18 protein-coding genes and 1 pseudogene are annotated in these 22220 nt (G+C 73.0%); 10 read left to right on the top strand and 9 right to left on the bottom strand.

Annotation, left to right across the window (positions count from 1 at the left end; genetic code table 11):
- Nucleotides 1-18 precede the first annotated feature (18 nt).
- The 4 genes from VYL96_RS14650 to VYL96_RS14635 are packed head-to-tail and all read left to right on the top strand — an operon-like array spanning nt 19 to nt 2763.
- A complete protein-coding gene (locus tag VYL96_RS14650; protein WP_082904499.1) occupies nt 19-585 on the top strand; it encodes a GtrA family protein in 567 nt (188 codons plus the stop codon).
- A gap of 44 nt (nt 586-629) precedes the next feature.
- Nucleotides 630-1304, top strand: a complete 675-nt coding sequence (locus tag VYL96_RS14645) for a trimeric intracellular cation channel family protein (protein ID WP_243699587.1) — start codon at nt 630-632, stop codon at nt 1302-1304.
- A 40-nt stretch (nt 1305-1344) separates the two neighbouring features.
- Nucleotides 1345-2040, top strand: coding sequence for a hypothetical protein (locus tag VYL96_RS14640; protein WP_131885085.1), 696 nt, complete (start codon nt 1345-1347; stop codon nt 2038-2040).
- A gap of 60 nt (nt 2041-2100) precedes the next feature.
- Nucleotides 2101-2763: a DNA-3-methyladenine glycosylase I gene (locus tag VYL96_RS14635; protein WP_165928433.1), complete on the top strand. Its 663-nt coding sequence runs from the start codon at nt 2101-2103 to the stop codon at nt 2761-2763.
- Between the two features lie 25 nt (nt 2764-2788).
- On the opposite strand, the gene VYL96_RS14630 is transcribed toward VYL96_RS14635, so the two are convergent.
- Both VYL96_RS14630 and VYL96_RS14625 read right to left on the bottom strand, forming a co-directional pair.
- Nucleotides 2789-4087: a glycoside hydrolase family 3 N-terminal domain-containing protein gene (locus tag VYL96_RS14630; RefSeq protein ID WP_131885083.1), complete on the bottom strand. Its 1299-nt coding sequence runs from the start codon at nt 4085-4087 to the stop codon at nt 2789-2791.
- Nucleotides 4088-4186: 99 nt separating this feature from the next.
- Nucleotides 4187-4330, bottom strand: coding sequence for a hypothetical protein (locus VYL96_RS14625; RefSeq protein WP_165928432.1), 144 nt, complete (start codon nt 4328-4330; stop codon nt 4187-4189).
- Between the two features lie 33 nt (nt 4331-4363).
- Here VYL96_RS14625 and VYL96_RS14620 point away from each other — a divergent pair, with 33 nt between their 5' ends.
- Complete coding sequence (locus VYL96_RS14620) at nt 4364-5674, top strand: APC family permease (RefSeq protein ID WP_131885082.1); 1311 nt, start codon at nt 4364-4366, stop codon at nt 5672-5674.
- The gene (locus VYL96_RS14615; protein ID WP_131885081.1) at nt 5671-6807 is read left to right on the top strand and encodes an NAD(P)H-dependent flavin oxidoreductase; all 1137 of its coding nucleotides are present in this window, start codon (nt 5671-5673) and stop codon (nt 6805-6807) included. Before VYL96_RS14620 ends, VYL96_RS14615 begins: the two co-directional genes overlap by 4 nt.
- Before the next feature lie 22 nt (nt 6808-6829).
- Here the strand turns inward: VYL96_RS14615 and VYL96_RS14610 are convergent, their stop codons facing one another.
- The 3 genes from VYL96_RS14610 to VYL96_RS14600 all read right to left on the bottom strand — a co-directional run bounded on the left by VYL96_RS14610 (nt 6830) and on the right by VYL96_RS14600 (nt 8070).
- A complete protein-coding gene (locus VYL96_RS14610) occupies nt 6830-7297 on the bottom strand; it encodes an SRPBCC family protein (RefSeq protein ID WP_061916119.1) in 468 nt (155 codons plus the stop codon).
- A 102-nt stretch (nt 7298-7399) separates the two neighbouring features.
- A complete protein-coding gene (locus VYL96_RS14605) occupies nt 7400-7555 on the bottom strand; it encodes a hypothetical protein (RefSeq protein ID WP_165928431.1) in 156 nt (51 codons plus the stop codon).
- Between the two features lie 353 nt (nt 7556-7908).
- Nucleotides 7909-8070, bottom strand: a complete 162-nt coding sequence (locus VYL96_RS14600; protein WP_165928430.1) for a hypothetical protein — start codon at nt 8068-8070, stop codon at nt 7909-7911.
- A 544-nt stretch (nt 8071-8614) separates the two neighbouring features.
- Here VYL96_RS14600 and argJ point away from each other — a divergent pair.
- The gene (argJ, locus tag VYL96_RS14595) at nt 8615-9826 is read left to right on the top strand and encodes a bifunctional glutamate N-acetyltransferase/amino-acid acetyltransferase ArgJ (protein WP_131885080.1); all 1212 of its coding nucleotides are present in this window, start codon (nt 8615-8617) and stop codon (nt 9824-9826) included.
- A 333-nt stretch (nt 9827-10159) separates the two neighbouring features.
- Here the strand turns inward: argJ and VYL96_RS14590 are convergent, their stop codons facing one another.
- Nucleotides 10160-12037 (bottom strand): long-chain-acyl-CoA synthetase, encoded by a 1878-nt coding sequence (locus VYL96_RS14590; RefSeq protein WP_131885079.1) that lies wholly within the window; start codon nt 12035-12037, stop codon nt 10160-10162.
- The gene (locus VYL96_RS14585) at nt 12034-12660 is read right to left on the bottom strand and encodes a TetR/AcrR family transcriptional regulator (RefSeq protein ID WP_131885078.1); all 627 of its coding nucleotides are present in this window, start codon (nt 12658-12660) and stop codon (nt 12034-12036) included. Before VYL96_RS14585 ends, VYL96_RS14590 begins: the two co-directional genes overlap by 4 nt.
- Nucleotides 12661-12814: 154 nt before the next feature.
- Here VYL96_RS14585 and VYL96_RS14580 point away from each other — a divergent pair, with 154 nt between their 5' ends.
- A complete protein-coding gene (locus VYL96_RS14580; protein WP_061229380.1) occupies nt 12815-13003 on the top strand; it encodes a DUF2613 domain-containing protein in 189 nt (62 codons plus the stop codon).
- A gap of 36 nt (nt 13004-13039) precedes the next feature.
- Nucleotides 13040-16525: pseudogene (locus tag VYL96_RS17320) on the top strand (alpha-(1->3)-arabinofuranosyltransferase); the annotation flags it as partial.
- 947 nt (nt 16526-17472) lie between these two features.
- Here the strand turns inward: VYL96_RS17320 and VYL96_RS14570 are convergent.
- Nucleotides 17473-18711, bottom strand: a complete 1239-nt coding sequence (locus VYL96_RS14570) for an acyltransferase family protein (RefSeq protein ID WP_131885077.1) — start codon at nt 18709-18711, stop codon at nt 17473-17475.
- A gap of 104 nt (nt 18712-18815) precedes the next feature.
- Here VYL96_RS14570 and VYL96_RS14565 point away from each other — a divergent pair, with 104 nt between their 5' ends.
- Nucleotides 18816-20171: a cell envelope lipid trafficking protein PgfA gene (locus VYL96_RS14565; protein ID WP_131885076.1), complete on the top strand. Its 1356-nt coding sequence runs from the start codon at nt 18816-18818 to the stop codon at nt 20169-20171.
- Between the two features lie 589 nt (nt 20172-20760).
- Here VYL96_RS14565 and VYL96_RS14560 read toward each other — a convergent pair.
- A complete protein-coding gene (locus VYL96_RS14560; RefSeq protein ID WP_131885075.1) occupies nt 20761-22041 on the bottom strand; it encodes a polysaccharide biosynthesis protein in 1281 nt (426 codons plus the stop codon).
- Nucleotides 22042-22220 lie beyond the last annotated feature (179 nt).

Raw genomic sequence — 22220 nt, 5'->3', positions numbered from 1 at the left:
GGCCTAGACTGGTCGCCTGTGAACCCAGCCCCCGCCGAACTCGGTCGCTATCGTCGCGGCGCCCGGCAGTTCGTCATGTTCGGAATCGTGGGCGGCTCGGGCATGGTCGTCAACATGATCGTCACGGTCTTGATGAACAAGGCCAACGGCGGCACGGCCAACGCGCAGGAGATCCTGTTCCCCATCGCGGGCACGGAGTTCAACTTCCGGTTCACCACGTTGGTGTGGATCGTGGCGTTCCTCGTGGCGAACTTCTACAACTTCCTGCTCAACCGGCACTGGACGTTCGGCAAGGGACACAAGGCGCCGGCGTGGCAGGAGTTCTGGCCGTTCCTGGTGGTGGGGTCGGTGGCGGCGGGCGCGGGCATCTTCATCAAGCTCGCGTTCACCAACCCCACCAGCCCGCTCTACCTGCCCGAGCCGTGGTGGCACGAGGAGGCGGGGATCCACTCCCGGGAGTACTGGAGTCAGCTGCTGACGATCCTCATCACGATGCCGATCAACTTCGTCGTCAACAAGCTCTGGACGTTCCGCGCGGTGCGTAACCGTCACCACGCACGCTCGACCGCGGACGCGGTGGTCTAGGGCCGACAGCGGAGACGTCGCCGCTGGTCCTGTGGTTCGACCTGATGGGCGTGTTCTTCTTCGCCCTGTCGGGCAACCTCCTGGCCGCGCGCAAGGACATCGACATCACCGGTGGGTTCATCCTGGGCCTTCTCGCGGGTCTCGGCGGCGGCATCATCCGCGACGTCATGCTCGGCGTCACGCCGCTCGCGCTCGCCAAGCCCGTGTACCTCGTGCCGCCGCTGGTCGCCGTCGTGGTGGTGTACCTGCTGGGCTCGGTCATCCACCGCGTGCAGACGCTCATCGTGGCGTGCGACGCCGCGGGCCTGGGTCTGTTCTGCACGTTCGGCACGGCGCGCGCGCTGGATCACGGCATGCCGGTGGCGTCCGCGTTGCTGCTCGGGGTGGTCACCGCGGTCGGCGGCGGGTTGATGCGCGACGTGGTGGCCAACGAGATCCCGGCCGTGTTCAGCGGGTCGAACCTGTACGTGATCCCCGCGGCGACCGGCGCCGCGCTCACCGCCGTCGCCGTGTCCACCGAGGTGCGGGGGGCCGGTGTCGGCGACCGTGCTGTCGGTGCTGGTGTTCGCCTTCCGGATGGTCGCGTGGGCCCGACAGTGGCGCGTGCCGGCGCCCGTGCGCACCTGGACCGTGCGGGACCTGGACGTGTTGCGGCGCCGGGAGCGGTCGGTGTTCGGCCGACCGCGCGGCGAGAGGGACGACGGCACCCGCGACGATGAGTACGACGACGACGAGCTCGGCCGCCGGTAGGGTGACCCGGTGCAGTACTACCTCAGCCTGCTGGGTTTCGCGGCGATCGATTCGCTCAATCTCCTGGCCTTCGCCGTCATCGCGGGGCTGTGGCTGACATCGGCCGGCCGCGGCATCCCGTTCACGCCGCGAGCGGCGCGGTTCACCGGGGGTGCGTTCTGCGGGATCGTGCTGCTCTCGCTGATCTCCGTGTGGGTGATCGGCAACAACCAGGAGTTCGTCCGGAGCCTGTTCTACAACCTGTGGGCGATGATCGCGCTGGGCGTGATCGGCCTGGTCATCACCGTCATGGGCCTGCGCCGGCCCGCGGAGGCCAAGGAGGAGAGCGTCGAGGCCCCGCTCACCCAAAACGTCCTGCAGAAGTTCGGGATCATGGCCACCGGCATCGCGCTCGGCGTCATCCAGTCGGGGACGTCCGCGCCGTTCGCGGCGGGCATGGTGCTCATCTCGTTCGCCGAGACCCCGTGGTGGTCCAAGCTGCTGCAGATCCTGTTCTTCGCGGTCATCGCGATCCTGCCCAGCACCGGGCTGATCATCGCGCTGTCGCGGGTGCCGTCGGGCAGCATCGGTGCGGCGACTCGTCGCATCGACCGGTTCCTGTCCTACGGCCGCGTGGCCGGGCGGGTGCTCACCCTGGTGGTGGGTGTGGCGCTGACCGTGTTGGCCGTCGTCCGCATCGTCCAGATCACCGGGGTGCTGTCGTAGTCCGGCCCTAGGGTGACGTCGACCACCATCGCCGGTGGTCAGACAGACGAGGGAGACGACATGCAGATCGACGACATCCAGATCACCGCGACCGACCCGACCACCGATGCCACGCCTTCCGGCACCGTGCTGTGCGAGGACGGGCTGAGGCGGCCCCCGTGGGCGGCGCGGGACCCGCTGCTGCGGGAGTACTACGACACCGAGTGGGGCATGCCCGTCCGGGACGAGGCCGGTCTGTACGAGCGGCTGGTCCTCGAGGGGTTCCAGTCCGGGCTGAGCTGGGTGACGATCCTGCGTAAACGGCCCGCGTTCCGCGAGGCGTTCGCGGGGTTCGACCCCGACGCCGTGGCGGCGTTCGGGGAGGACGACATCGCCCGGCTCATGGCCGACGCGCGGATCGTGCGCAACCGGCGGAAAATCGACGCGGCGATCGCCAACGCGCGTGCCGTGGTCGCCCTGCGACCCGAGGGCGGTCTGGTCGAACTCGTGTGGTCGTACCGGCCCGAGCGCACGCCCGAGCCGCGGACCATGGACGAGGTGCCCAGCCGGTCTCCGGAGTCGGAGGCGTTGGCCAAGGAGCTCAAGCGGCGGGGGTTCAGCTTTGTCGGACCGGTGACGGTCTTCGCCCTCATGGAGGCCATCGGCGTGGTGGACACACACCTGATGGACTCGCACCGCCGCGGCACGTCGGGGGTCTGGGCTCCGCTGCCGGGCGCGGGCTGACCCGGCAGCGGCGCCCCGACCCGGGTCACGCCGGCAGGGGCGCCAGGCCCGCCCGCGGCGGGAGGTCGCGCAACGGCGGGGCCAGCGAACCGTCATGCTCGAGCAACCCGGTGGCGGGGCCGCCCACGCACACCGGAATTCCCCGCAGGGTCGCCATGCGTTCGAGCGACCGGTCCAGCGCCCGCCGGCTGAGGGTGCCGTCGGCCACGGCCCGCTCGACGGCGTCCAACGCTTCACCGAGCCCGGCCGTCGTGATCCACAGCGGGGAGTCAGCCCCGGCGATGAGGGACTCGGTCACGGCGCGGGGCAGCGGGAACGTGTCGGTCACGGCGCGCATGCCGGACAGGTCGTCGGTGAAGATCGGGCCATCGAAGGGCGGGGCGCCGTAGCCGCGGCCCTCTCGCAGCAGCCGGTACGCGGCGGGCGAGAGCGACGCGGGCCGGTCGACCCCGGTCAGGCCGGGGACCTGCTGGTGGCCGAGCATCATGCCCGCGCCGGGGGTCCGGGCGAGTGCCGCGAAGGGCCGCAGATCGTGGGTCATGAGCTGGTCGAGCGGGGGCACCGTCACCGAGCGGTGGTGACTGTCGCCGGAGGAGCGTCCGTGCCCCGGGAAGTGCTTGAACACCGGGGCGATGCCAGCGTCACGCAGGCCGGCGGCGAACGCACGGGCATAGGACACGACGCGGGCGGGGTCGGGGGAGAAGGAGCGGTCACCGATCACCGCGCCGTCCGGCTGCTCGGACACGTCGAGGGAGGGCGCGAAATCGACGGTGACGCCCATCCCGCGGAGGAACTCCCCGCGGGCGCGGGCAGCCGCCCGGACCTGCTCGGGGCTCATGGTCGCGGCCATCACGCGGGCGGAAGGCAACGGGCCGGCGTATGGCGCGATGCGCGACACGCGCCCGCCCTCCTCGTCGATCGCCACGAGCAGCGGCAGCGGCGAGTCGTGCTGCAGCCGGGCGAGCCCGTCTCCGGAGACCGCCTCACCCACCACGTCACCGCCGAGGAAGATGCCGCCGATCGCGTGCTGTTCGACCGCCCGGCGGGCGTCGGCCATGGAACTCACACCGACGGTGAACAGCTGGGCGATCCGCTGACGCTGCGTCAGCCCGTCCAGCGGCGATACGCATCCGGGCGGGGGTGCCGACCTGTGGCCACCGGGATCAGCGGCCGGGGCGGCAGTCGCCTGCGGAGCAGGAGCGGCCGGGGCGGCGGCGGTGGGGTCCGAGCCGGGCGCGGCGGGCTCCCCGGGGGCGCACCCGACCAATGTCAACCCCGCAGCGAGGGCGGCCACCGCCACACGGAGCCGGCGGGTGGGGGACACGCCCCCACTGTAACCGGGGTCGACTCGGGGACCGCGCTGGTCCCGCGCACTCCGACCATGGGTGGTGTCCCAGGGGCGCCCGGGCGTCCCGGCATCGGGTCAGCGTCCGACCATCTCGAGCGCTCTGCTGCCGAAATCGATCGCCTGCCCGACGCTGCCCCTGCCGCCGGAGACGTGTTCGGAACTGACCAGCGCCCGGGGCAGGGCTGAATCGCGGCGGGGGACCACGGTCGAGGAGTTCACGTCTCGTCCACCTGCGCCTGCGATGGTGTGCGGATGAACTCGACTCTCGACCGCAGGCTGGGTCCGTCCGATGCCGTCGTGGTGGGCCTCGGCGCCATGATCGGGGCCGGCGTGTTCGTGGCGTTCGCGCCCGCCGCGGCGCGCGCCGGCTCATGGGTGTGGGCCTCGCTCGCGGTGGCCGCCGTGGTGGCCGTGTGCAACGCCCTGTCCTCCGCTCGACTGGCAGCGCAGTTCCCCGCGGCGGGCGGGACCTACGTCTACGGTCGCGAACTGCTCGGGCCGCTGCCGGGGTTCCTCGCCGGCTGGGGATTCGTCGTGGGCAAGACCGCCTCCTGCGCGGCGATGGCCCTCACCGTGGGCCTGTACCTCTGGCCGGAGCAGTCCTCGGTGGTCGCCGCGGTGTCCGTGCTGGCGCTGACGGTGCTGTCGGTTCTCGGGGTGCAGCGCACGGCCACGGCGTCGAAGGTGCTGGTCGGCATCGTGCTGGCGGTACTCGCAGTGTTCGTGGTGGCGGCGTTCGTCTCGTCGGCCGGCTCGCCGGCGGCGCCAGGGACGGCACCCGCGGCAGTGCCCGGGGCGGTGCCCGCCGTCGACGGAGAGGCGTTGCCCGGGCGCATACTCGGCGTGTTGGGCGGCGCGGGGTTCTGCTTCTTCGCCTTCGCGGGGTACGCCCGCATCGCCACGCTCGGGGAGGAGGTGCGCGATCCGAGCCGCACGATCCCGAGGGCGGTCGTCATCGCGATCAGCGTCGTGATCGCCGTCTACGCGATCGTTCTCGCCGCGACGGTCCACGTGCTCGGGGTGGGAGGCGTGGCCGCGAGCGCCGCGCCCGTACTGGACGCCGCTGAGCGGGCCGCCGCCGGGGAGGTGCTGGCGCCCGTGGTGCGGATCGCCGCCGGGATCGCCGCGCTCGGGGCCCTGCTGGGCGGAGTGCTCGGCGTCTCCCGCACAACCCTGGCGATGGCGCGGGACCGGCACCTGCCCGCTCCGCTGGCGGCAGCGCACCCCACCACGCGGACGCCGTACGTCGCCGAGATCTGCGTGGGCGTGGTGGTGGCCGTGATCGTCCTGGCGGCCGACGTACGGCAGGCGATCGGGTTCTCCTCCTTCGCCGTCCTGATCTACTACCTCGTCGCGAACACCGCGGCCCTGCGTCTTGATCGACGGCGCCGCGGACTGCCGGCCTGGGTGCCGGTGCTCGGCGCGGTCGGATGCGTGATCGTCGCCGGGAGCCTGCCCTGGCAGTCGGTCGTCGGAGGCCTCGTCGTCTTCGTCGTCGGCGGTGTGGTCTACGCCGTCACCCGCCCCAGGGCGGTGACCCCGGGCGTAGCGTCACGGGCATGACCGAGCACCAGACACAGTCCGACCGGGCCCCGCAGGGCCAGAACCACCGCCGCCTGCTCCCGTCGCATCTGCGCCGGCCCGTGATCGGGGCGCCGATGGCCGGCGGCCCCACGACGCCCGAACTCATCGCCGCGGTGGGCGAGGCGGGGGGCCTGGGCATGATCGGCTCCGGTTACCTCGACGCCGCCGACACCAGAGCGGAGATCGGGCGCGTCCGCGAGCTCACCGACGCGCCGTTCGGCGTCAACGTGTTCCTGCTGGATCGCGCCGACTCTGACGCAGCGCTGGCGGCGGCGGGCGGTCCCGAGGCGGTCGAGCGCTACGCCGAGGCGATCGGGCCGGTCGCCAGGCGGCTCGAGGTGGCCCTCGCGGAGTCGCCGGGATTCACCGACTTCGACCAGGAAGCCACGCTCGCCGCGCTGCTGGACGACCCGGTCGCGGTGGTCTCGTTCACCTTCGGCATCCCGGAGCCCGGCATGGTCCGTGCTCTACAGGACGTGGGCACGGCCGTGGTCGTGACTGTGGCAGGCGTCGCCGACGCGCGGCGGGCCGTCGAGGCCGGGGCGGACTGGCTGTCGGTCCAGAGCGCGGAGGCCGGCGGGCACCGGTCCACGACCACGGTGGGCGAGGAGCCCGACGACATCACGACGGTGGAGCTGGTGCGGGCGGTGCGCGAGGCACTGCCGGAGGTGCAGTTCGTCGCCGCCGGCGGGATCAGCACCCCGCACGACGTCGCCGCCGTGCTCGCGGCCGGTGCGGACGGTGTCCAGCTCGGGACCGTGCTGCTGCGCACCCCTGAGGCGGGCACGAACGCTCTGCACCGGTCCGCGCTCGGCGATGCCCGGTTCACCGAGTCGCGGCCGACCCGCTGCTACACCGGTCGCTACGCGCGGGCGCTCGTCAACGGGTTCGTCGCGGAGTTCCACGAGGTCGCGCCGGCGGCGTACCCGTACCTGCACCTGCTCACGGGTCCGATGCGCAAGGCCGCCGCGCGGGCGGGCGACATCGAGGTGCCGCCACTGTGGGCGGGGTCGCGTTGGCGGGCGGCCGACGCCTACGCCGACCAGCCGGCCGCGGAGGTCGTCGCGGAGCTGTGGGACCGCGCGGGCGAGCAGGCGGGTTGGGCCGATTAGGTCAGGTACGCGCCCACGGCGGCTAGGAAGAGGAGGCCCGCCGTTCGGCCTCGGCCGCGATGTCGGCGAGGTCCTGCTCCATGGTCTTGCGGGTGGACTTCTCGGCGAACTTTCCCATGAGCCCCATGACGACGCGGGAGACCGCGGGAGCGTGGGCAGTCTCGGCTCCGAAGCGCATCCGGAGCGTCGACCCGCCCTCGGCGTCGGGTGTGATGGTGAAGACGGTCGTGTACTCGGTCCCGCCGTTCTCGGCGACGATCGTGGTGGAGTGAGGCGGCTCGGCGGCCATCACCATCATCTCCTCGGTGGCCTTCATCCCGAACATCTTGCGGGTCTCGCGCCACCGCAGGCCGGGCTCATAGGGGCCGGTCGTGAGGATCTCGACCGCCACTACCCCGCTGAGCGTGCGGTGCGCCTCGGGGATGTCGGTGAGCACGGACCACACGGTGTCGGGGTCGGCGGCGACGTGGCGGGACAGGTCGAGCTCCATGGCCCCGAGTGTAGTGAAATGCACGGCGCCGGCATCCGTCCGAAGACGAATGCCGGCGCCGGGGTGTTGAAGGCGGGCGCTAGTGGCTCGCAGTCAACCAGATCAGGACAGCGAGCCCGTGATCTGGGTGACGAAGCCACCGAGGGTCTCGAGGACGTCGGCGAAGAGGCCAGCGCCCGCGTCGACGACCTGCGAGCCGGTGTTCACGGCGTCGGAGCCGGTGGCGAGGCCGGGGAGGAAAGTCTGAATGGAACCCATGATGTGGTCCTTTCGTCAGGGGCGGCACCGTGTGCGCCGCTCGGTCTGGCGTGAGGATCCTGCGGACCGTTGGTCCATCAAGATCTCACCACCGGACGCTACGTAGTCGGTGCGACCGTTTCATCCGCTCGGGCCCCAAGACGGTCAAGAGTCCGAGGGAATCGTTTACCTGCGCAGGTGAAATCACGGAAGCACTTTAATGTGATCTAGGTCACTGTGCGCGTCGCACGGTGGGGCGAGTGGCCCGTCGAAAAGGGGGAGGGCCGGCTGAAATAGGCGACACCGGCATCCGCGCGAGGCGGATGCCGGTGTCGTTGCGTAGATCTGGGCCCGAAGGCCCGGGATCACTCAGCTCAGAGGTAGCCGACGATGTCGCCGAGCGAGCCGGTGACGGTGTCGTAGACGCCCTCGGCCGCGGTGGAGCCGGTGTTGACGAAGCCCTGGGCCGCGGTGGAGCCGGTGTCGATGAGGCTGTTGAAGAAGCCGAGGATGCCGTTGAAGATGGTCTCGATCATGAGAAACCCTTTCGTCTCTGAGCGGCGCCGGGGTGCGCCGCTGCCGTAGTGCAGTCCTGCTTGCGGACTCGCGAGGTACATCCGGCTCCGGGCTCGAGTCGTTACCCGGCATCGGTGACAGGCCTGCCCTGTGGGCGCTGGCGCCGACGTCGGAATCTTTATCAACCGACGTAGGAGGTCCGCAAACATTTATGGTATGATCTAATGCATATTTCGCCGAATGCCGTGCGCAGTGACTGGAGCTGTGGGGTGCGCCACGGATATCAGCGGCGCCGGCGCCCGTGGATGGCGGGCGCCGGCGCGGCGGGTGGGGCCGGACCGGGGTCCGGCGTGCGTGGCCCCGGTCCGGATCTGGCCCGGGGGTCGGTCGAATCAGGAGCCGAAGGCGGTCGCGATGAACCGGGCACCCAGGGCTTCTACTGTGATGTGGCTCACAAGTACATCCACTGGGTGGGCCTGCGTGTTGCACGCTCATCGCCAGGGAGCTCGGGAGTTCCAGCGGGGTGGCGGCGGGCGCCGGGGTGCGGCAGTAAGAATGGAGCACATGACGCCGCCCACGCAGCCCGCCCACGACCCCGTCCCGCTCCCGCCAGGCTTCCGCGCGCACGCAGGGGCCGCGGGGCTGCGCGAGCGCGGTGACGACGTCTTCGTCGTCGTCAATGACGGCCCCTCCCCGGCCTCGTCCGCGGTGTTCACCCGCTCCCTCTTCGCGGGGCCGTCGGTCGTGCTCAGCCGCGAGAACGTCGCCAGCGGTACGGCGCGCGGCGTGGTCGTGGTGGCCAAGAACGCCAACGTCGCCACCGGTGAGCAGGGAATGGCCGACGCGCGGGAGGTGCTCGAGCGCGCCGCCGACGCCATCGCCGTGGCCCCGGGGGAGCTGCTCATCGCCTCGACCGGCGTGATCGGCCGCCGCTACCCGATGGACAAGCTGCGCGCGCACCTCGACGGCCTGGCGGGCGCGACGTTCGACGCCGACGCCGTCGCGCTGGCGACCGCGATGATGACCACCGATACCCACCCCAAGACCGCGCGGGTGGAGGTGACGACGACGACGGGCGGCACCGCTCAGGTGGTGGGCATCGCCAAGGGTGTCGGGATGATCGAACCGGACATGGCAACGATGATCGCCGTGCTGTTCACCGATGCCGCAGTGGAGCCGGGTGTGCTGGACTCGGCGTTCCGGGCCGCGGTGGACGAGACCTTCAACTGCCTGTCCGTGGACACCGACACCTCGACCTCCGACACGGCCATCGCGCTGGCCAGCGGGGCGGGCGATCCGGTCGGCGAGGTCGAGCTGCGCGAGGCGTTCGAGGCGGTCTGCCTGGACCTCACCCGGCAGCTGGCCCGCGACGGCGAGGGCGCCACCAAACTGCTCACCGTCGAGGTCACGGGCGCGCGCGACCGCGCGCAGGCCAAGCGCGTGGCCAAGGCGATCCTCAACTCGCCGCTGGTCAAGACCGCCGTCCACGGGGCCGACCCCAACTGGGGCCGCGTGGCCATGGCGATCGGCAAGTGCCACGACGACACCGACATCGACCCGGAGCGGGTGCGGATCGTCTTCGGCGACCTCGAGACCTACCCCGCCTTCCCCGGTGAGGCGGAGCTCGAGCGGCTCACCGAGATCATGCGGGCCGAGGAGGTCACCATCTCCGTTGACCTGGGCGTGGAGGGCGGCGCCGCGGACGGCTCCTGCACGGTCTACGGTTGCGACCTCACGCGGGAGTACATCTCGATCAACGCCGACTACACGACGTGAGCGCTCACGAGCTCGGCGCCGCGCGTCGGGTCATGGCGAGGATGGTGTCGCGGGTGTCGTGCCAGGCGGTGCCGGTGATGTCGCCCCACGGGTCGTGACGACCGGGCACGAGCGAGACGCGGGCCGGATCACCGGCGAGGCGTCGACGTAGCGCTGGCGGCGGTCATCGGGACGGCAGCCGCCCCTCTGGCGGCACGTACGGGCGCGGGCCACGGACTCGGCGATCTGACCGCGATCGAGGTCCTCGTCGTCGTCACCGCGCCCGATCGCCGAGGTCAGAGCCCACCCCGCCGCGCCGCCGAGCGCGGCGCGGCACCTGACGGGGGGCGTGGGTCAGACCGTGCCGGCGACGACGTCGTTCTCCGCGCCATCGTAGAACGGGACGTACCCCTTCTCCCTGGACAGCACGTAGAGCGGGTCGTCGAACGTCGAGGTGTCGAACGCCTGCTCGCGAAGTTCGGTCTTGCGGCTCTTGTACGTGGAGGTGTGCTCGAGCTCGGCGGACAGTCGGATGAACAGCGGAACCGCGTACGACGGCAGGGAGTCCCGCAGGTGCTCGGCGAGCGCCGCACCGTCGAAGTCCGACTTGTCGTGCAGGCGGATCGCCGCCATGCCGGCCTTGCCGTCGGCGTCCGGGACCGCGACGCCGTAGACCACGGCCTGGTCGACCTCCGGGCGGGCGCCGATCGCGGCCTCGACCTCGGTGGTCGCCACGTTCTCGCCCTTCCAGCGGAAGGTGTCGCCCAGGCGGTCGACGAAGGACGCGTGCTTGAGCCCCTGGTCGAGCATGAGGTCGCCGGAGACGAACCAGGCGTCGCCGTCGCTGAACGCGTCGCGGACGATCTTCTTCTCCGTTGCCTCGGCGTCCGTGTAGCCGTCGAACGGCTGCGAGTCGGAGATCCCGCTGATGAGCAGGCCGATCTCGCCCTTGCCGACCTTCCGCAGCCGGCCGTCCTCGCCGCGGCGGGGCTCGCCCGTCTCGGGGTCGTAGTCGACGATCGCGAAGTCCATCGGGCAGTACCCGGTGGTGCGCGGGACGTTGAACGCGTTGACGAACGCGATGTTGCACTCGCTGGCCGCGTAGAACTCGCAGATGCGGCCCACGCCGAACCGCTGCTGGAACTCGTCCCAGATCTCGGGCCGCAGGCCGTTGCCGGTCATCACGCGGATCGAGTGGTCGCGGTCGCCCGGGCCGGGATCCTGGTTGAGCAGGTAGCGGCAGATCTCGCCGATGTAGATGGCGGCGGTCGCCCCGGTCGCGCGGGCCTGGTCCCAGAACTTCGACGCCGAGAAGTGCTCCTCGATCGCCAGGCACGCCCCGGAGGCGAGCACGCAGCCGAGGGCCACCGTGAGTGCGTTGTTGTGATACATCGGCAGGGGGCTGAGCAGGACGTCGTCCTTCTTCAGTCGCACGCCGGACAGACCGAAGCCGGCCATCGCCCTGTTCCACCGGTAGTGGGACATGGTCGAGGCCTTGGGCAGGCCCGTCGTGCCCGAGGTGAAGATGTAGTACGCGGTCTCCGTGCCGACCGTCTCATCGGCCTCCGGCGGGTTGACGTCCCCGACGTCGTCGCCGAGGGTCGCGAGCTCGTCCTCGAGCCACGTCAGGTCCGCCAGCTCGTCAGGGCGGTGGCGTGCGGTGAAGTCGCGGAAGGGCAGGTCGACCTCGGAGCTGACGGCGAGGAGCTCGCCGATCCAGTTCTCGCGCGGCACGGACTGCACGGCCTCGGCGCACTCGGCGCCGACCAGCACGAGCGTGGACTCGAGGATCTTCTGCGAGTGGTCGAGAACCTCGCCGCGCTGGTGGTGGTTGAGCAGGCCCACGGAGGCGCCGACCTTGACGGCACCGAGGATCGCGAGCAGTACCTCGGTACGGTTGCCCATACAGATGCCGACCGTGTCGCCGCGCGTCACGCCGCGGGCCTTGAGGACCGCGGCGAACCGGTTGGCGCGGCGGTTGGCCTCGCCGTAACTGATCTCCGTGCCGAGGAACTTGATGAAAGGCGCGTCGGGCCGGGCGGCGGCGAGCTTCTGGAAGCGGCGGCCGATCGAGACCTTGTCCGTGCTGCGGGAGGTCCGCACGATACGCAGCCCGTTGAGGACGGACGGCAGGTCGGCGGCGAGGGAGGGCAGTCCGCGGGCGAGGTCGGCCGGATTGAGCGTGCGGGCGGCCCCGGACCGGCGGCCGGTGACGGTGGTCTTGTCGGTCACGACTTCTCCTCGGTGGGCGTGGTGAGTGACTTGGTCGGATCGCCCGCGAGGCCGCGCCAGGCGAGTTCCACGACGACGCCGGCGGCCACCGACGTGGGGATCGACCGGTGGGCGACGCGGTCCGCGACCGCCTCGCCGGCACCGACCAGGGCGGTGGCGACCACCTCGAGCACCTCGCGGCTGCGCTCGTCGCCCGAGTTCTGCGCGAGCAGGTCGGTGGTGAGGTCGACCAGCACCGTCCGGGTCTTCTCGACCTCCTCCCTGAACTGGGGTTCGGCGAATGCCTGACGATAGACCACATTCCACGAGTCGGTGTGGGCGTCGACGAACTCGAGGAACGCCTGGACGACGTCCTCGAGCCGGCGGCGGGGGCCGGCACTGCCGGTGGCGGCGGCGGTGAGGTGGTCGATCAGCCGACCGGACTCGCGGACGACGCACGCCGCGAACAGTTCCTCCTTGGAGCCGTAGTACAGGTACAGCATCGGCTTGGAGATGCTCGCGTGGCGGGCGATGGTGTCCATCGAGGCCGATCGGTAGCCGAGATCGGAGAACACGCGGATCGCGGAGTCGAGCATCTGCTGCTCGCGGATCGCACGTGGGATGCGTTTGGTCCCCGTCGTCACAGGTCTCCTCCCGGCGGGTCGCGGTGTCATGTGCCACACTCAACTTACCCGCCGGTAAGGACTCGTGGGAGCCGCTCCCCGGATCCGGCGCCCCGACTGGTGTTACGCTTCCGGCATCGGTGTCTCGACGACACCGCAGGACACCCACCGTTACGTGAACCCCAGGGAGACCACGATGAGCTTCGGCACCGGAGCGCTCGCCAGCGCAGTCGGCGGAATCGTCCTCGGCGGCATCGTCGCGTTCGGGGTCAACACCACGATGGCCGAGAACTCCATCCCGGACGTGCCGCAACCGCCCGCCGACCAGGCCCTCCTCGGCCAGGTCGAGTACGGCGCGCGCTGACGCCCGCAGCTCTCGACTCTCTGCACGCCGGCGTAGGTGATCCGCGGGGCCCGTCTCGGCGCCGGTGCGCGTGACGCGGTCGTCGCGTTCCTCGCCTTCCTGCTGCTGGCCTGTCTGCAGTCCCCCGGGTTGATCGCCCCGGACACCAAGTACGACCTCGTCGCGTCCCCTGGCCGCTTCCTCGCCCAGGCCACCCATCTGTGGACAGGCCTGTCCTTCGCCGGCCAGGTCCAGAACCAGGCCTACGGCTACCTGTTCCCGCAGGGGCCGTTCTTCGCCCTGTTCGACCTCGTGGGGATGCCCGCGTGGTTGACCCAGCGCCTGTGGTGGGCGGTCGTACTCACCGTTGCGTACGTGGGCGTTGTGCGGGTCGCCGCCGCGCTGCGCATCGGCACCCGCGTCACGCGCCCGGTCGCGGGCGTCCTCTACGCGCTCGCCCCGCGCATGCTCGGCGACCTCGGGTCGATCTCGTCGGAGATCTGGCCGGTCGCCCTCGCGCCGTGGGTGTTGCTGCCGGTCATCCGGGTGCTGCAGGGCCGGATGTCACCGCGTCGCGGCGGAGCCGGCGCCGCGCTCGCGCTGGCGCTGATGGGCGCCGTGAACGCCGTCGCGACCGCGGTGGCGTGCCTGCCGGCGGTCCTGTGGTGGGCGCTGCACCGGCCGGGCAGAACGTGGGCGCGGTTGGCCGCGTGGTGGGCGCCGCTGTCCGCGGCGGTGTGCGTGTGGTGGGCGGTGCCGCTGGTGCTGCTCGGCCGGGTGTCGCCGCCGTTCCTGGACTACATCGAGTCCGCCGAGGTCACCACCCGGTGGGCGTCGGTGACCGAGGTGCTGCGCGGGGCCGCGACGTGGGTGCCGTTCGTGTCCACCGACCGCACCGCCGGCGCGGATCTCACCAGCGAGCCCGCGTTCGTCCTGGCCACCGGCGTCCTGGCGGCGGCCGGGGTCGTGGGCCTGCTGATGCGCGGGATGCCCGCGCGCGGCCGACTGCTGGTGATCGCGACCGTGGGCCTGGTGGCGATGTCGGCGGCGTGGGTGGGCCCGGCCGGCGGCGGGTTCGCCGAGACGGTGCGCGCCCTCCTCGACGGCGCCGGCGCCCCGCTGCGCAACGTCCACAAGTTCGATCCGCTGCTGAGGTTGCCGCTGGCGCTCGGCGTCGCGCACCTGCTCACCCGACTGCTCGGCGGCCTCGACCGCGAGCGCGCCCCCGGCGCGCTGGCCCATCCGGAGCGCGACCGGGCGGTCGCCGTGGCGATGATCGTCGTGCTCGCGGCGGGTGTGTCGGTCGCGCCGGCGTGGCTGGGGCGTCTCGCGCCGGTGGGCTCGCACGAGGAGCTGCCCGACCACTGGCCGCAGGCCGCCGCGTGGCTGTCGGAGAACGCGCCGGTCGACCGCCCGGGCACCGAGGACCGGGACCCGGCGGCCACGACCCGCGCGCTCGTGGTCCCCGGCGCATCGTTCGGCCGCCAGGTCTGGGGCGTCACCCGCGACGAGCCGCTCCAGCCGCTGGCCGAGACGCCGTGGGCGGTGCGGGACTCCGTGCCGCTGCAACCCGCCCCCGCGATCCGTGCCCTCGACGCCGTGCAGCGCCGCCTCGCCGACGGCCGCGCGGCGCCCGGCATGGCCGCCACGCTCGCCTCGCTGGGCATCGGGTACCTGGTGGTGCGCAACGACCTGTCCGTGGACTCCGCCGCGCCGCGCCCGGCGTTGGTGCACCAGGCCGTCGACGGCTCACCGGGGCTCGTGAAGGTCGCCGAGTTCGGCGAGCCGGTCGCCGCGCGGGGGGACGACGTCGGTGCGGAGGTCGCGGATGGTGAAGGCGCGGGCGGTGACGGCGACGCGGGCGGGGCTCGCGGCGGGGACGGTGGTGACGACGACGAGGTGGTCGTCCATGATTCCGGGCTCCGGCCGGCGTATCCCGCGATCGAGATCTACCGGGTCGACTCCCGCCTGGGATCGGACGCGACGCCGCCCGGACCGCCCCGGTCGGCGACCGCCCCGTACACGGTGGAGGTTCGCGACCTGCCCGTGGTCGCGGGCGGGCCGGAGGCCCTGTCCCGGCTGGACGACCTGCTCGCCGAGCAGGACACCATCGGCTCGCCACCGCGCGTGACCCGGCTGCTCGAGGCCGACGCGCTCGCGGCCGGCGTCGATCCCGCGTCCGACCCGTTCCCGCGACCGCGGCCGCTGGCCTCGACGGCGCCGGTGCTCACGGACTCGCCGACCGACCGCGAGACCGACTTCGGCCGGCTCGACCACAACTCCTCCGCCGTCCGCGCCGAGGGCGACCCGCGGCGCAGCCGTGGCGCGGTGCTCGACTACTCGGCGAGCGTCTCCGGCGACGAGCCGCCGCGGACCCGGGCCCGCTGGTGGGACGCCCGGGTGAGCGTGTCGTCCTCGGCGGCCGACTCCGCGCAGACCGGCCCCGTGCGGCCCTCACACTCCGTGGCCGCGGCCGTGGACGGCGACCCTGACACCGCCTGGCGCTCCGGCGGATACGGTTCGGCTTTCGGCGAGTGGATCGCCATCGACCTGCCCGAACCCGTCGACCGCGCGGTCCTGCGGCTGACGGTCCCCGCCCCGGCCGTGGGCCCGCAGGTCACCGCGCTCGAGGTCCGCACCGACACGGGCACCACCACGGTGTTCCCGCGCGCCGACGAGGAGACGACCGTCGCCCTGCCGCCCGGGCCCACCGAGCAGGTCCGGGTCACGGTCACCGGCGTCGCCGACGGAGGCCGCGGCACGTACTTCGAGGTCTCCGAGATCGGGCTCGCCGCCGGCGGCGAGGACATCCCGCTGCTGCGGACCATCGCCCTGCCCGAGCGGGCCGACGACGCCCGCGCGCCGTCGGGCTGGTTGCTGCGGCAGGAGCTCGCCGGCCGCACCGACTGCGTCCACGGCGGCAGCCCCGTCGAGGGACTCGCCGGGGCGGAGGAGGCCACGGGCGCCGCCCGGTGCGCCCCCGACCTCGCGATCGCCCCGGAGGAACCGGGCCGGTTCGCCCGACTGCTCGACGTCCCCGCCGACACCGCCGTCGCCCCCCGGTTGCTCGTGCGCCCGCGCCCGGGCAGCGCCCTTGACGACGTCCTGCGCGGCGACCCGGCCTCGCGGGCCCGGCAGGTGCGCGCGGAGGGTGACTCCCTCGTCACCGATCCCGCGGGTGCGCCGTCGGCGGCCGTCGACGGGGACCGCTCCACCAGTTGGCACGCGACCGACGCCCCGTCGCCGTCGCTCGGTCTGCGTCTGCCCGGGCGTCACCTCGTCGGGTCACTGCGTCTGTGGGCGCCCCGCTCGGACGCGCCGGCGGCGCCGCGGGTCGTCACGATCGACACCGGCCTCCAGCGCACGCGCGTCGACCTCGCCACGCTCACGCCCGAGGAGGACGGCTCCGTCGTCGTCGACCTCCCCGCCGACCACACCGACCGCGTCACCGTCCGCGTCGACAGCACCCGCGACGTGCGCACCCCCGGCGGGGCGCGCGTGCCCGCCGGCATCGCCGAGGTCTGGGTGCAGGACGCCTCGGGCGCCCGCATCGGTGCGCTGCCCGCCGCCGACGACGACCCCGTCACCCTGACGTGCCAGGACGGGCCCCGGTTGCACATCGGCGACCGGGTGGTGCGCACGCGGATCACCGCGTCCCGCCGGGCCCTGCTCGAGGGCCGCGCCGTTCCGGCCGAACTCTGCGACGAGTCCCCGGTCCCGCTCCCCGCCGGGCCGCAGGAGGTCTCCGTGGATCCCGGTGAGGCGTTCTCGGTGGACACCGTGGGCCTCGTCGTCGTCGACGGTCCCGGCTCCACCACCGGCGGCGAGGGAGCCGGCAGCGCGTCGGCCGGCGCCGCGCGCGTCCTCGGCGGCGCCCCGCAGCCAACCCGGGCGGTCACCACCGTCCGGTGGGACGACGCCCACCGCGAGCTGCACGTCCCGGCCGCCCCGCGCGAGCGCGTGCTGGTGGTCCCCGAATCGGTCTCGCCGGCGTGGCGGGCGCGCCTGGTCGCCGACGACGGCACCGCCCTGGCCGATCCGCGGGCCGTGACGGTCGACGGGTGGAAGCAGGGCTGGGTGCTGCCCGCCGCCACGACCGGCGCCACGCTCGTGCTCACCGTCCCGCTCGACGCGCCGTACCGGTGGGCGCTGCTCACCGGACCCTTCGCGTTGCTGCTGGTCCTGCTGCTGTTCCTCGTGCGCGGCCACCGCGACCGGGCGGGGACCCGCGCGACGCCGTGGCGCGGCCGCGGTCCCGTCACCGTCGTGGCGACCGCCGCGGTGGGCTACCTTCTCGCCGGGCCGGTCGGGCTCGCGGTGACCGCCGGGCTCACCGCCTGCGCGCTGGCGGCCAGCCGCCACCTCGGCGCGGCAGGGGCGCGGCGGCTGCTCGTCGCCGGCGCCGGCGTGGGAATCGTCGCCGGTGCCGCGCTGCTCGCCCGCGCACCGTGGCCGGACCCGCTCGGCTACGCCGGGGACTCCCTCGGGCCTCAGGTCGCGACGGTCGCCGGGCTCGTCTGCGCGGGGCTCGCCGCGAGCTGGCCGTCCGCCGGACGCCCGCGCGGCGCGCGTCGGGGCGCCAGCCAGCGCTGGGACGGGACCTCCACCAGCGCGTAACTCGCCGCCGCCACCACCGTCGAGATCACGGCGGTGACCAGCCAGACCGTGAGCATCCGGCCCGAGAACATGGGCACCGACGCGATCTGGAACGCGAAGTGCAGGACCAGGACGTGCCACAGGAACACGCCGTACGACCACCGGCCCAGCGTGGTGAGGGCCGGCGAGCCCAGAACGGCGAACCGCTCCCGGTCCGGCGACAGGGCGACCGGCGCCAGGAGGCAGAACGCGACCACCGCACCGAGGGCGGTGCGGGCCGCGAACTCCGGGCCCGACGGGTGGACGAAGCCCTCGGTGAACCACCGGGGGACCGTGGTGGCGAGGAACGCGGCGGCCGCGACCGCCCACCACGCCCACCGCGCGCGCGAGTGCCGGGCCAGCGCCGCGACCCGCCCGGGCGGCGCGGCGACCAGCTCGGCGAGGATCATCCCGGCCGCGAACCACGACGCGAACGCCGGGGGCAGGATCTGGTCGTTGATCCGCTCGGGAAGCCCGAGATCATACCACGGCACGAGCGCCCAGCCCAGGCTCGCCACCCCCACCGCCGCGATCGCCGGGATCCGCCACCGCGCGGCCGGACCACGCAGCCGCGACAGCGCCCACCACAACAGCGGCAGCACCAGGTAGAAGCTCATCTCCACCGACAGCGACCACGCGTGCGTCAGGCCCTCGACCAGCGAATCGGGCACGAACACCTGGGTGAGCGTCACGTTGGACGCCCAGGTCGCAGCTGACGCGCGGACGTTCTGCGGGATGAGGAGGAAGACCGCCGCGACCACTCCGAGGTAGGCGGGCAGGATCCGGACCAGGCGGGAGCGCAGATAATCCACCGCCGGACGGGCGGTGCCCGGGCCGTTCCGACGCGCGTGGAGGGCGTGCGCCCGCCACAGCAGGAACCCGGACAGTGCGAAGAAGACGGCCACGGACAGGTCGAACCGGCCCCACACCCGGTGGACGAACGAGCCCGTGGAGGAGCCGGTCTGGAACGCGACGTGCGTCGTGAGGACCGCGAACGCGGCGACCGCCCGCAGGCCTTCCAGCGCCGGGGCGAAGCCGGTCGCGGACGGCAGAGTGCCGACTCGGGGGTCGGGGGTGTCGAATGCGTTCTTCATCACTGTTAATCTTCTCCTGATGATGGTCCGGCCGGGCAGGCAACCCGGTGGTTACCGGGTGGTAACCCGGCGGGCCCAGGGCGCGACACCAGGAGGACTAGACGATGGCACGTCAGAGCAGTTCGGCGGGACGGAGGTCGTCGGTGCCCGCACTGGTCCTCGTCGGGCTCGGCGCATTTCTCATCACTATGGCACTGGCTCTCGTGTTCTTCGTCGTGCCGGCGCAGAAGAAGACGCCGCTGGACATCAACTCCACCACCGTCACCGACACCGTGCCGGGAGCGGTCCTCGTGGGCAGTGCGCTCGCGTCCAACACGCCCACCGAGCTCAATGCCGACCGCGCCGAGTGCCGGGCGCCCGAGGCCACCGCCGACGAGGGCGAGGGCGCCGGTGAGGGTGCCGAGGGCGAGGGTGCCGAGGGCGAGGGTGCCGAGGGCGCCGGTGAGGGCGAGACGGTCGAGACCCTCGACGGGCCCGAGGCCGACGACTCCGACGTGCAGTTCCCGGTCACGTGCTTCATCGACAACGACATCCCGATGTACTCGCAGCGTCGTGTCCAGGCCGTCGAGCCGTCTGACGCCGAGGTCATCACCATGCAGGCCGCGCAGTCGCTGATGCGTGAGGACAAGCAGGGCGGCGACGATGTCGAGGCGCTGATCAACGCCACGATCGACCGCGTCACCCTCGATCGCGTGTCGGCCAGGCCGGTCGACGAGCCCGTGAGCACGCTGCAGCTGGTCTCCGCAGGCGGCTCCACCGACGAGACCGCGCCCGTCGGGTTCGTCCGCGACGGCCTGCAGTACAAGTTCCCGTTCGACACGGAGAAGACGAACTACCCGTACTTCGACGCCAGCACCTTCACCACCAACCCGATCGAGTTCGTCGGCGAGACCACCGTCGGCGGCATCGACGCATACGAGTTCCGCCAGGAGCTCGGCCCGATCGACATGTGGACCTCGATCCGCGACCACTACGCCTCGGTCTCCGACGGCTACGACCCCACCGTCGAGTCGATCCTGGCGAGCTACCGCCGCGAGGGCACCGCCGGGCAGTGGGGCCTCGAGGGCGATCCCGAACGCCCGGTGGACATGCGGCGCTTCTACACCAACACCCGCACGGTGTGGGTCAACCCGGACACGGGACAGATCATCAAGGGCGGCGAGAGCATCTTCCAGTTCTTCGCCGAGAACCAGGACGAGGCGGAGGAGTTCTTCAACGACAAGGCGCGCGTCGAGCAGGAGAAGGCGGACCCCACCCGCACGGCGGTCAGGTTCGACGCCGGCTGGAACGAGGAGACCATCGACACCACGGTGGCGGCCGCCCAGGACAGTGCCGACACCCTCAACACCTTCGGCCGGATCGTCCCGGCGATCCTGGGCATCCTCGGGCTGCTGTCGCTGATCGGCGGCATCGTCCTCGGTCTCCGCGGTGGCGGGCGCGCCGCCCGGGCGCGCGCCTGAGCTGAGTCGGCCACGGCCGGCCCGGAGGCGGTGACGGCCTGAGCTGAGCCGGCGGGTTCGCGCTGGCCGTGCCGCGGCGGCCGGACCGGCCGCGGATGCCGGACCGGTCCGGCCGCCCGGAGCATCGACAAGAGCGTTCCGCACGCATCACCCGAGAGGGCGTGTGCGGGACGCTCTTCTCGTTGGGTGGCGGACCCGCGACCGCCGCGCAGCCGGCTGCGGAACCGGCCGACTGCGCCACCAGCCGCCCGTCTCCCACGATCTGCCCCTCGGATCGCGCGACGCGCTTCGGATTGCGTCTTGCCCCAGGAACTCCGAGAGCGAATCGCAGCGCGAGGGGCGAATCGCGATCCGAGGGGCAGGTCGTGCGCCGCGAGCCCGACGCCGGCCTCGACGGTCCTTCTTCGGCAGCCGCGCCGCCCACGGGTGCGCACGCCGCCCACCGGATGACGCGCCACCTAGCGGATGACGCGCCACCTACCGGATCACGCGCCACCTAGCGGACCCGGTAGGCGGCACGTGAACGGATAGGTGGCGTGGCTCGGCTGACCGGGGGCGGTCCGGCCCACGCCCGCTCGGCCCCCTCTACTCAGGCCGGCCGCGACCAGAGCGCGCGCCAACCGGCCGTGACCGTGGTGAGGACGACGGCGACGAGCGCGGCGGCCAGGACGCCGTCGACCCCGCGGGGAGCGAGCCACACAGCGACGGCGGTGAGCGCCAACCCGCACCACGCGATCCCGGCCTCGACCGTCCGGTCGGAGGCGATGGTGGCCAGCAGAAACGCCTGCAGGACGCTCAGTGTCACGCCGAGTGCGGCGAACGCCCAGAGGAGCCCGGCGACCGGCCGGTAGTCCTCGCCGACGACCGCCGGCACCAGCGGCGCGGCCACGGCGGCCCCGATCACGACGACCGCGCCGATGCCCAGCAGGACGGCCACTGCCGATCGGACGGCACCCCGGTGTCCGGCCGGATCGGCCATTCGCGGGTAGAGCACCGTGCCGACGGCCTGCGGCAGCCAGAACGCCGCCTTCGCGGCGACCGCCCCCAGCGCGTAGCGGCCCGCGTCTTCCGGGGTCAGCAGTGCGCGCGCGAGGAGCAGGTCGACCGAGGTGAGTGCCATCATCACCAGCTGCACCTGGCCGGCGGCGAGCACGGCGGCCACGCCCGGGGAGGCCAGAACCGCTCCGCCCCCGCGCGGCTCGACCCCGCTGCCACGCGGTCCCGCGCCGACCGAGCCCCCGGCCGTCCCCACGCGGGACCGGGCCGTCGCGGGACCGGACGTCACTCGCGCCGCCACGAGCCAGGCCACGCCAACACCTACGGCCCCGGCGGCGAGTGCGGGTCCGACACCGCCGCCGGCGGCGAGTACCGCGACGGCGGGCGCGACCTTGCCCGCGCCGGCCAGGGCGAGCACCACACCGAGGGCCCGGAACCGCTCGGCGCCCTGCAGGAGCCCCTGCTCGGTGGCGAGCAGGCACAGCACCGGGCCGGGGGCCAGCGCGGCGGCCGTGGCCCATATCGGGGTGTCGAGCAGCAGCGACACCGGGGCGACGGCCAGGGCCGCGACCACCGCGACCAGCAACGCAACCCGCCTGCCGAGCGCGCGGAGGACGTCGTGGGGAACACCGCGGACGTGCTCGCGGGCCACCACCGCCTGTAGCGCGAGCGAGGGCACGGCCACCAGCAGCTGCGCGGAGAGCAGGGCGGCGAACGCGCCATAGCCTTCGGGACCGAGCCACCGGGAGGCCGGGAGATGCAGGAGGTAGGCGGCGATGTTGGCCAGCATCGACCCGGCCGTGACCGCGCCCGCGCCGGTCAGGACGCGCCGGGCGGCGGAGCCGGGTGCCGCCTCGCGCGCCTGTGGGTCCACATCGGTGATCGTAGGGGGCCGCCGCGTGGCCACCCCGGCGGGCCAGGCGACTCGGCTGCACCCCGGGCGACACGGCTGCACCCCGGGCGACACGGCTGCACCCCGGGCGACGCGCTGGCGCCGGGTCGCCCGGCCCGGCCAGGGCGATCGGGGCGACCGGGCCGCGTGGTGGAATGTGC

The organism is Dietzia maris, from assembly GCF_036287335.1.
Classification (GTDB): domain Bacteria; phylum Actinomycetota; class Actinomycetes; order Mycobacteriales; family Mycobacteriaceae; genus Dietzia; species Dietzia cinnamea.
This window is presented reverse-complemented; position numbering and strand designations above follow the sequence as displayed.

Bases quoted from the DNA above. Each gene is read 5' to 3' on its own strand.
- VYL96_RS14645 (WP_243699587.1), top strand. From the start codon at position 630: ATGGGCGTGTTCTTCTTCGCCCTGTCGGGCAACCTCCTGGCCGCGCGC.
- VYL96_RS14565 (WP_131885076.1), top strand. From the start codon at position 18,816: ATGGCACGTCAGAGCAGTTCGGCGGGACGGAGGTCGTCGGTGCCCGCA.
- VYL96_RS14605 (WP_165928431.1), bottom strand. From the start codon at position 7,555: ATGGGTTCCATTCAGACTTTCCTCCCCGGCCTCGCCACCGGCTCCGAC.
- VYL96_RS14620 (WP_131885082.1), top strand. From the start codon at position 4,364: ATGAACTCGACTCTCGACCGCAGGCTGGGTCCGTCCGATGCCGTCGTG.
- VYL96_RS14570 (WP_131885077.1), bottom strand. From the start codon at position 18,711: ATGAAGAACGCATTCGACACCCCCGACCCCCGAGTCGGCACTCTGCCG.
- VYL96_RS14610 (WP_061916119.1), bottom strand. From the start codon at position 7,297: ATGGAGCTCGACCTGTCCCGCCACGTCGCCGCCGACCCCGACACCGTG.
- VYL96_RS14635 (WP_165928433.1), top strand. From the start codon at position 2,101: ATGCAGATCGACGACATCCAGATCACCGCGACCGACCCGACCACCGAT.
- VYL96_RS14615 (WP_131885081.1), top strand. From the start codon at position 5,671: ATGACCGAGCACCAGACACAGTCCGACCGGGCCCCGCAGGGCCAGAAC.
- argJ (WP_131885080.1), top strand. From the start codon at position 8,615: ATGACGCCGCCCACGCAGCCCGCCCACGACCCCGTCCCGCTCCCGCCA.
- VYL96_RS14600 (WP_165928430.1), bottom strand. From the start codon at position 8,070: ATGATCGAGACCATCTTCAACGGCATCCTCGGCTTCTTCAACAGCCTC.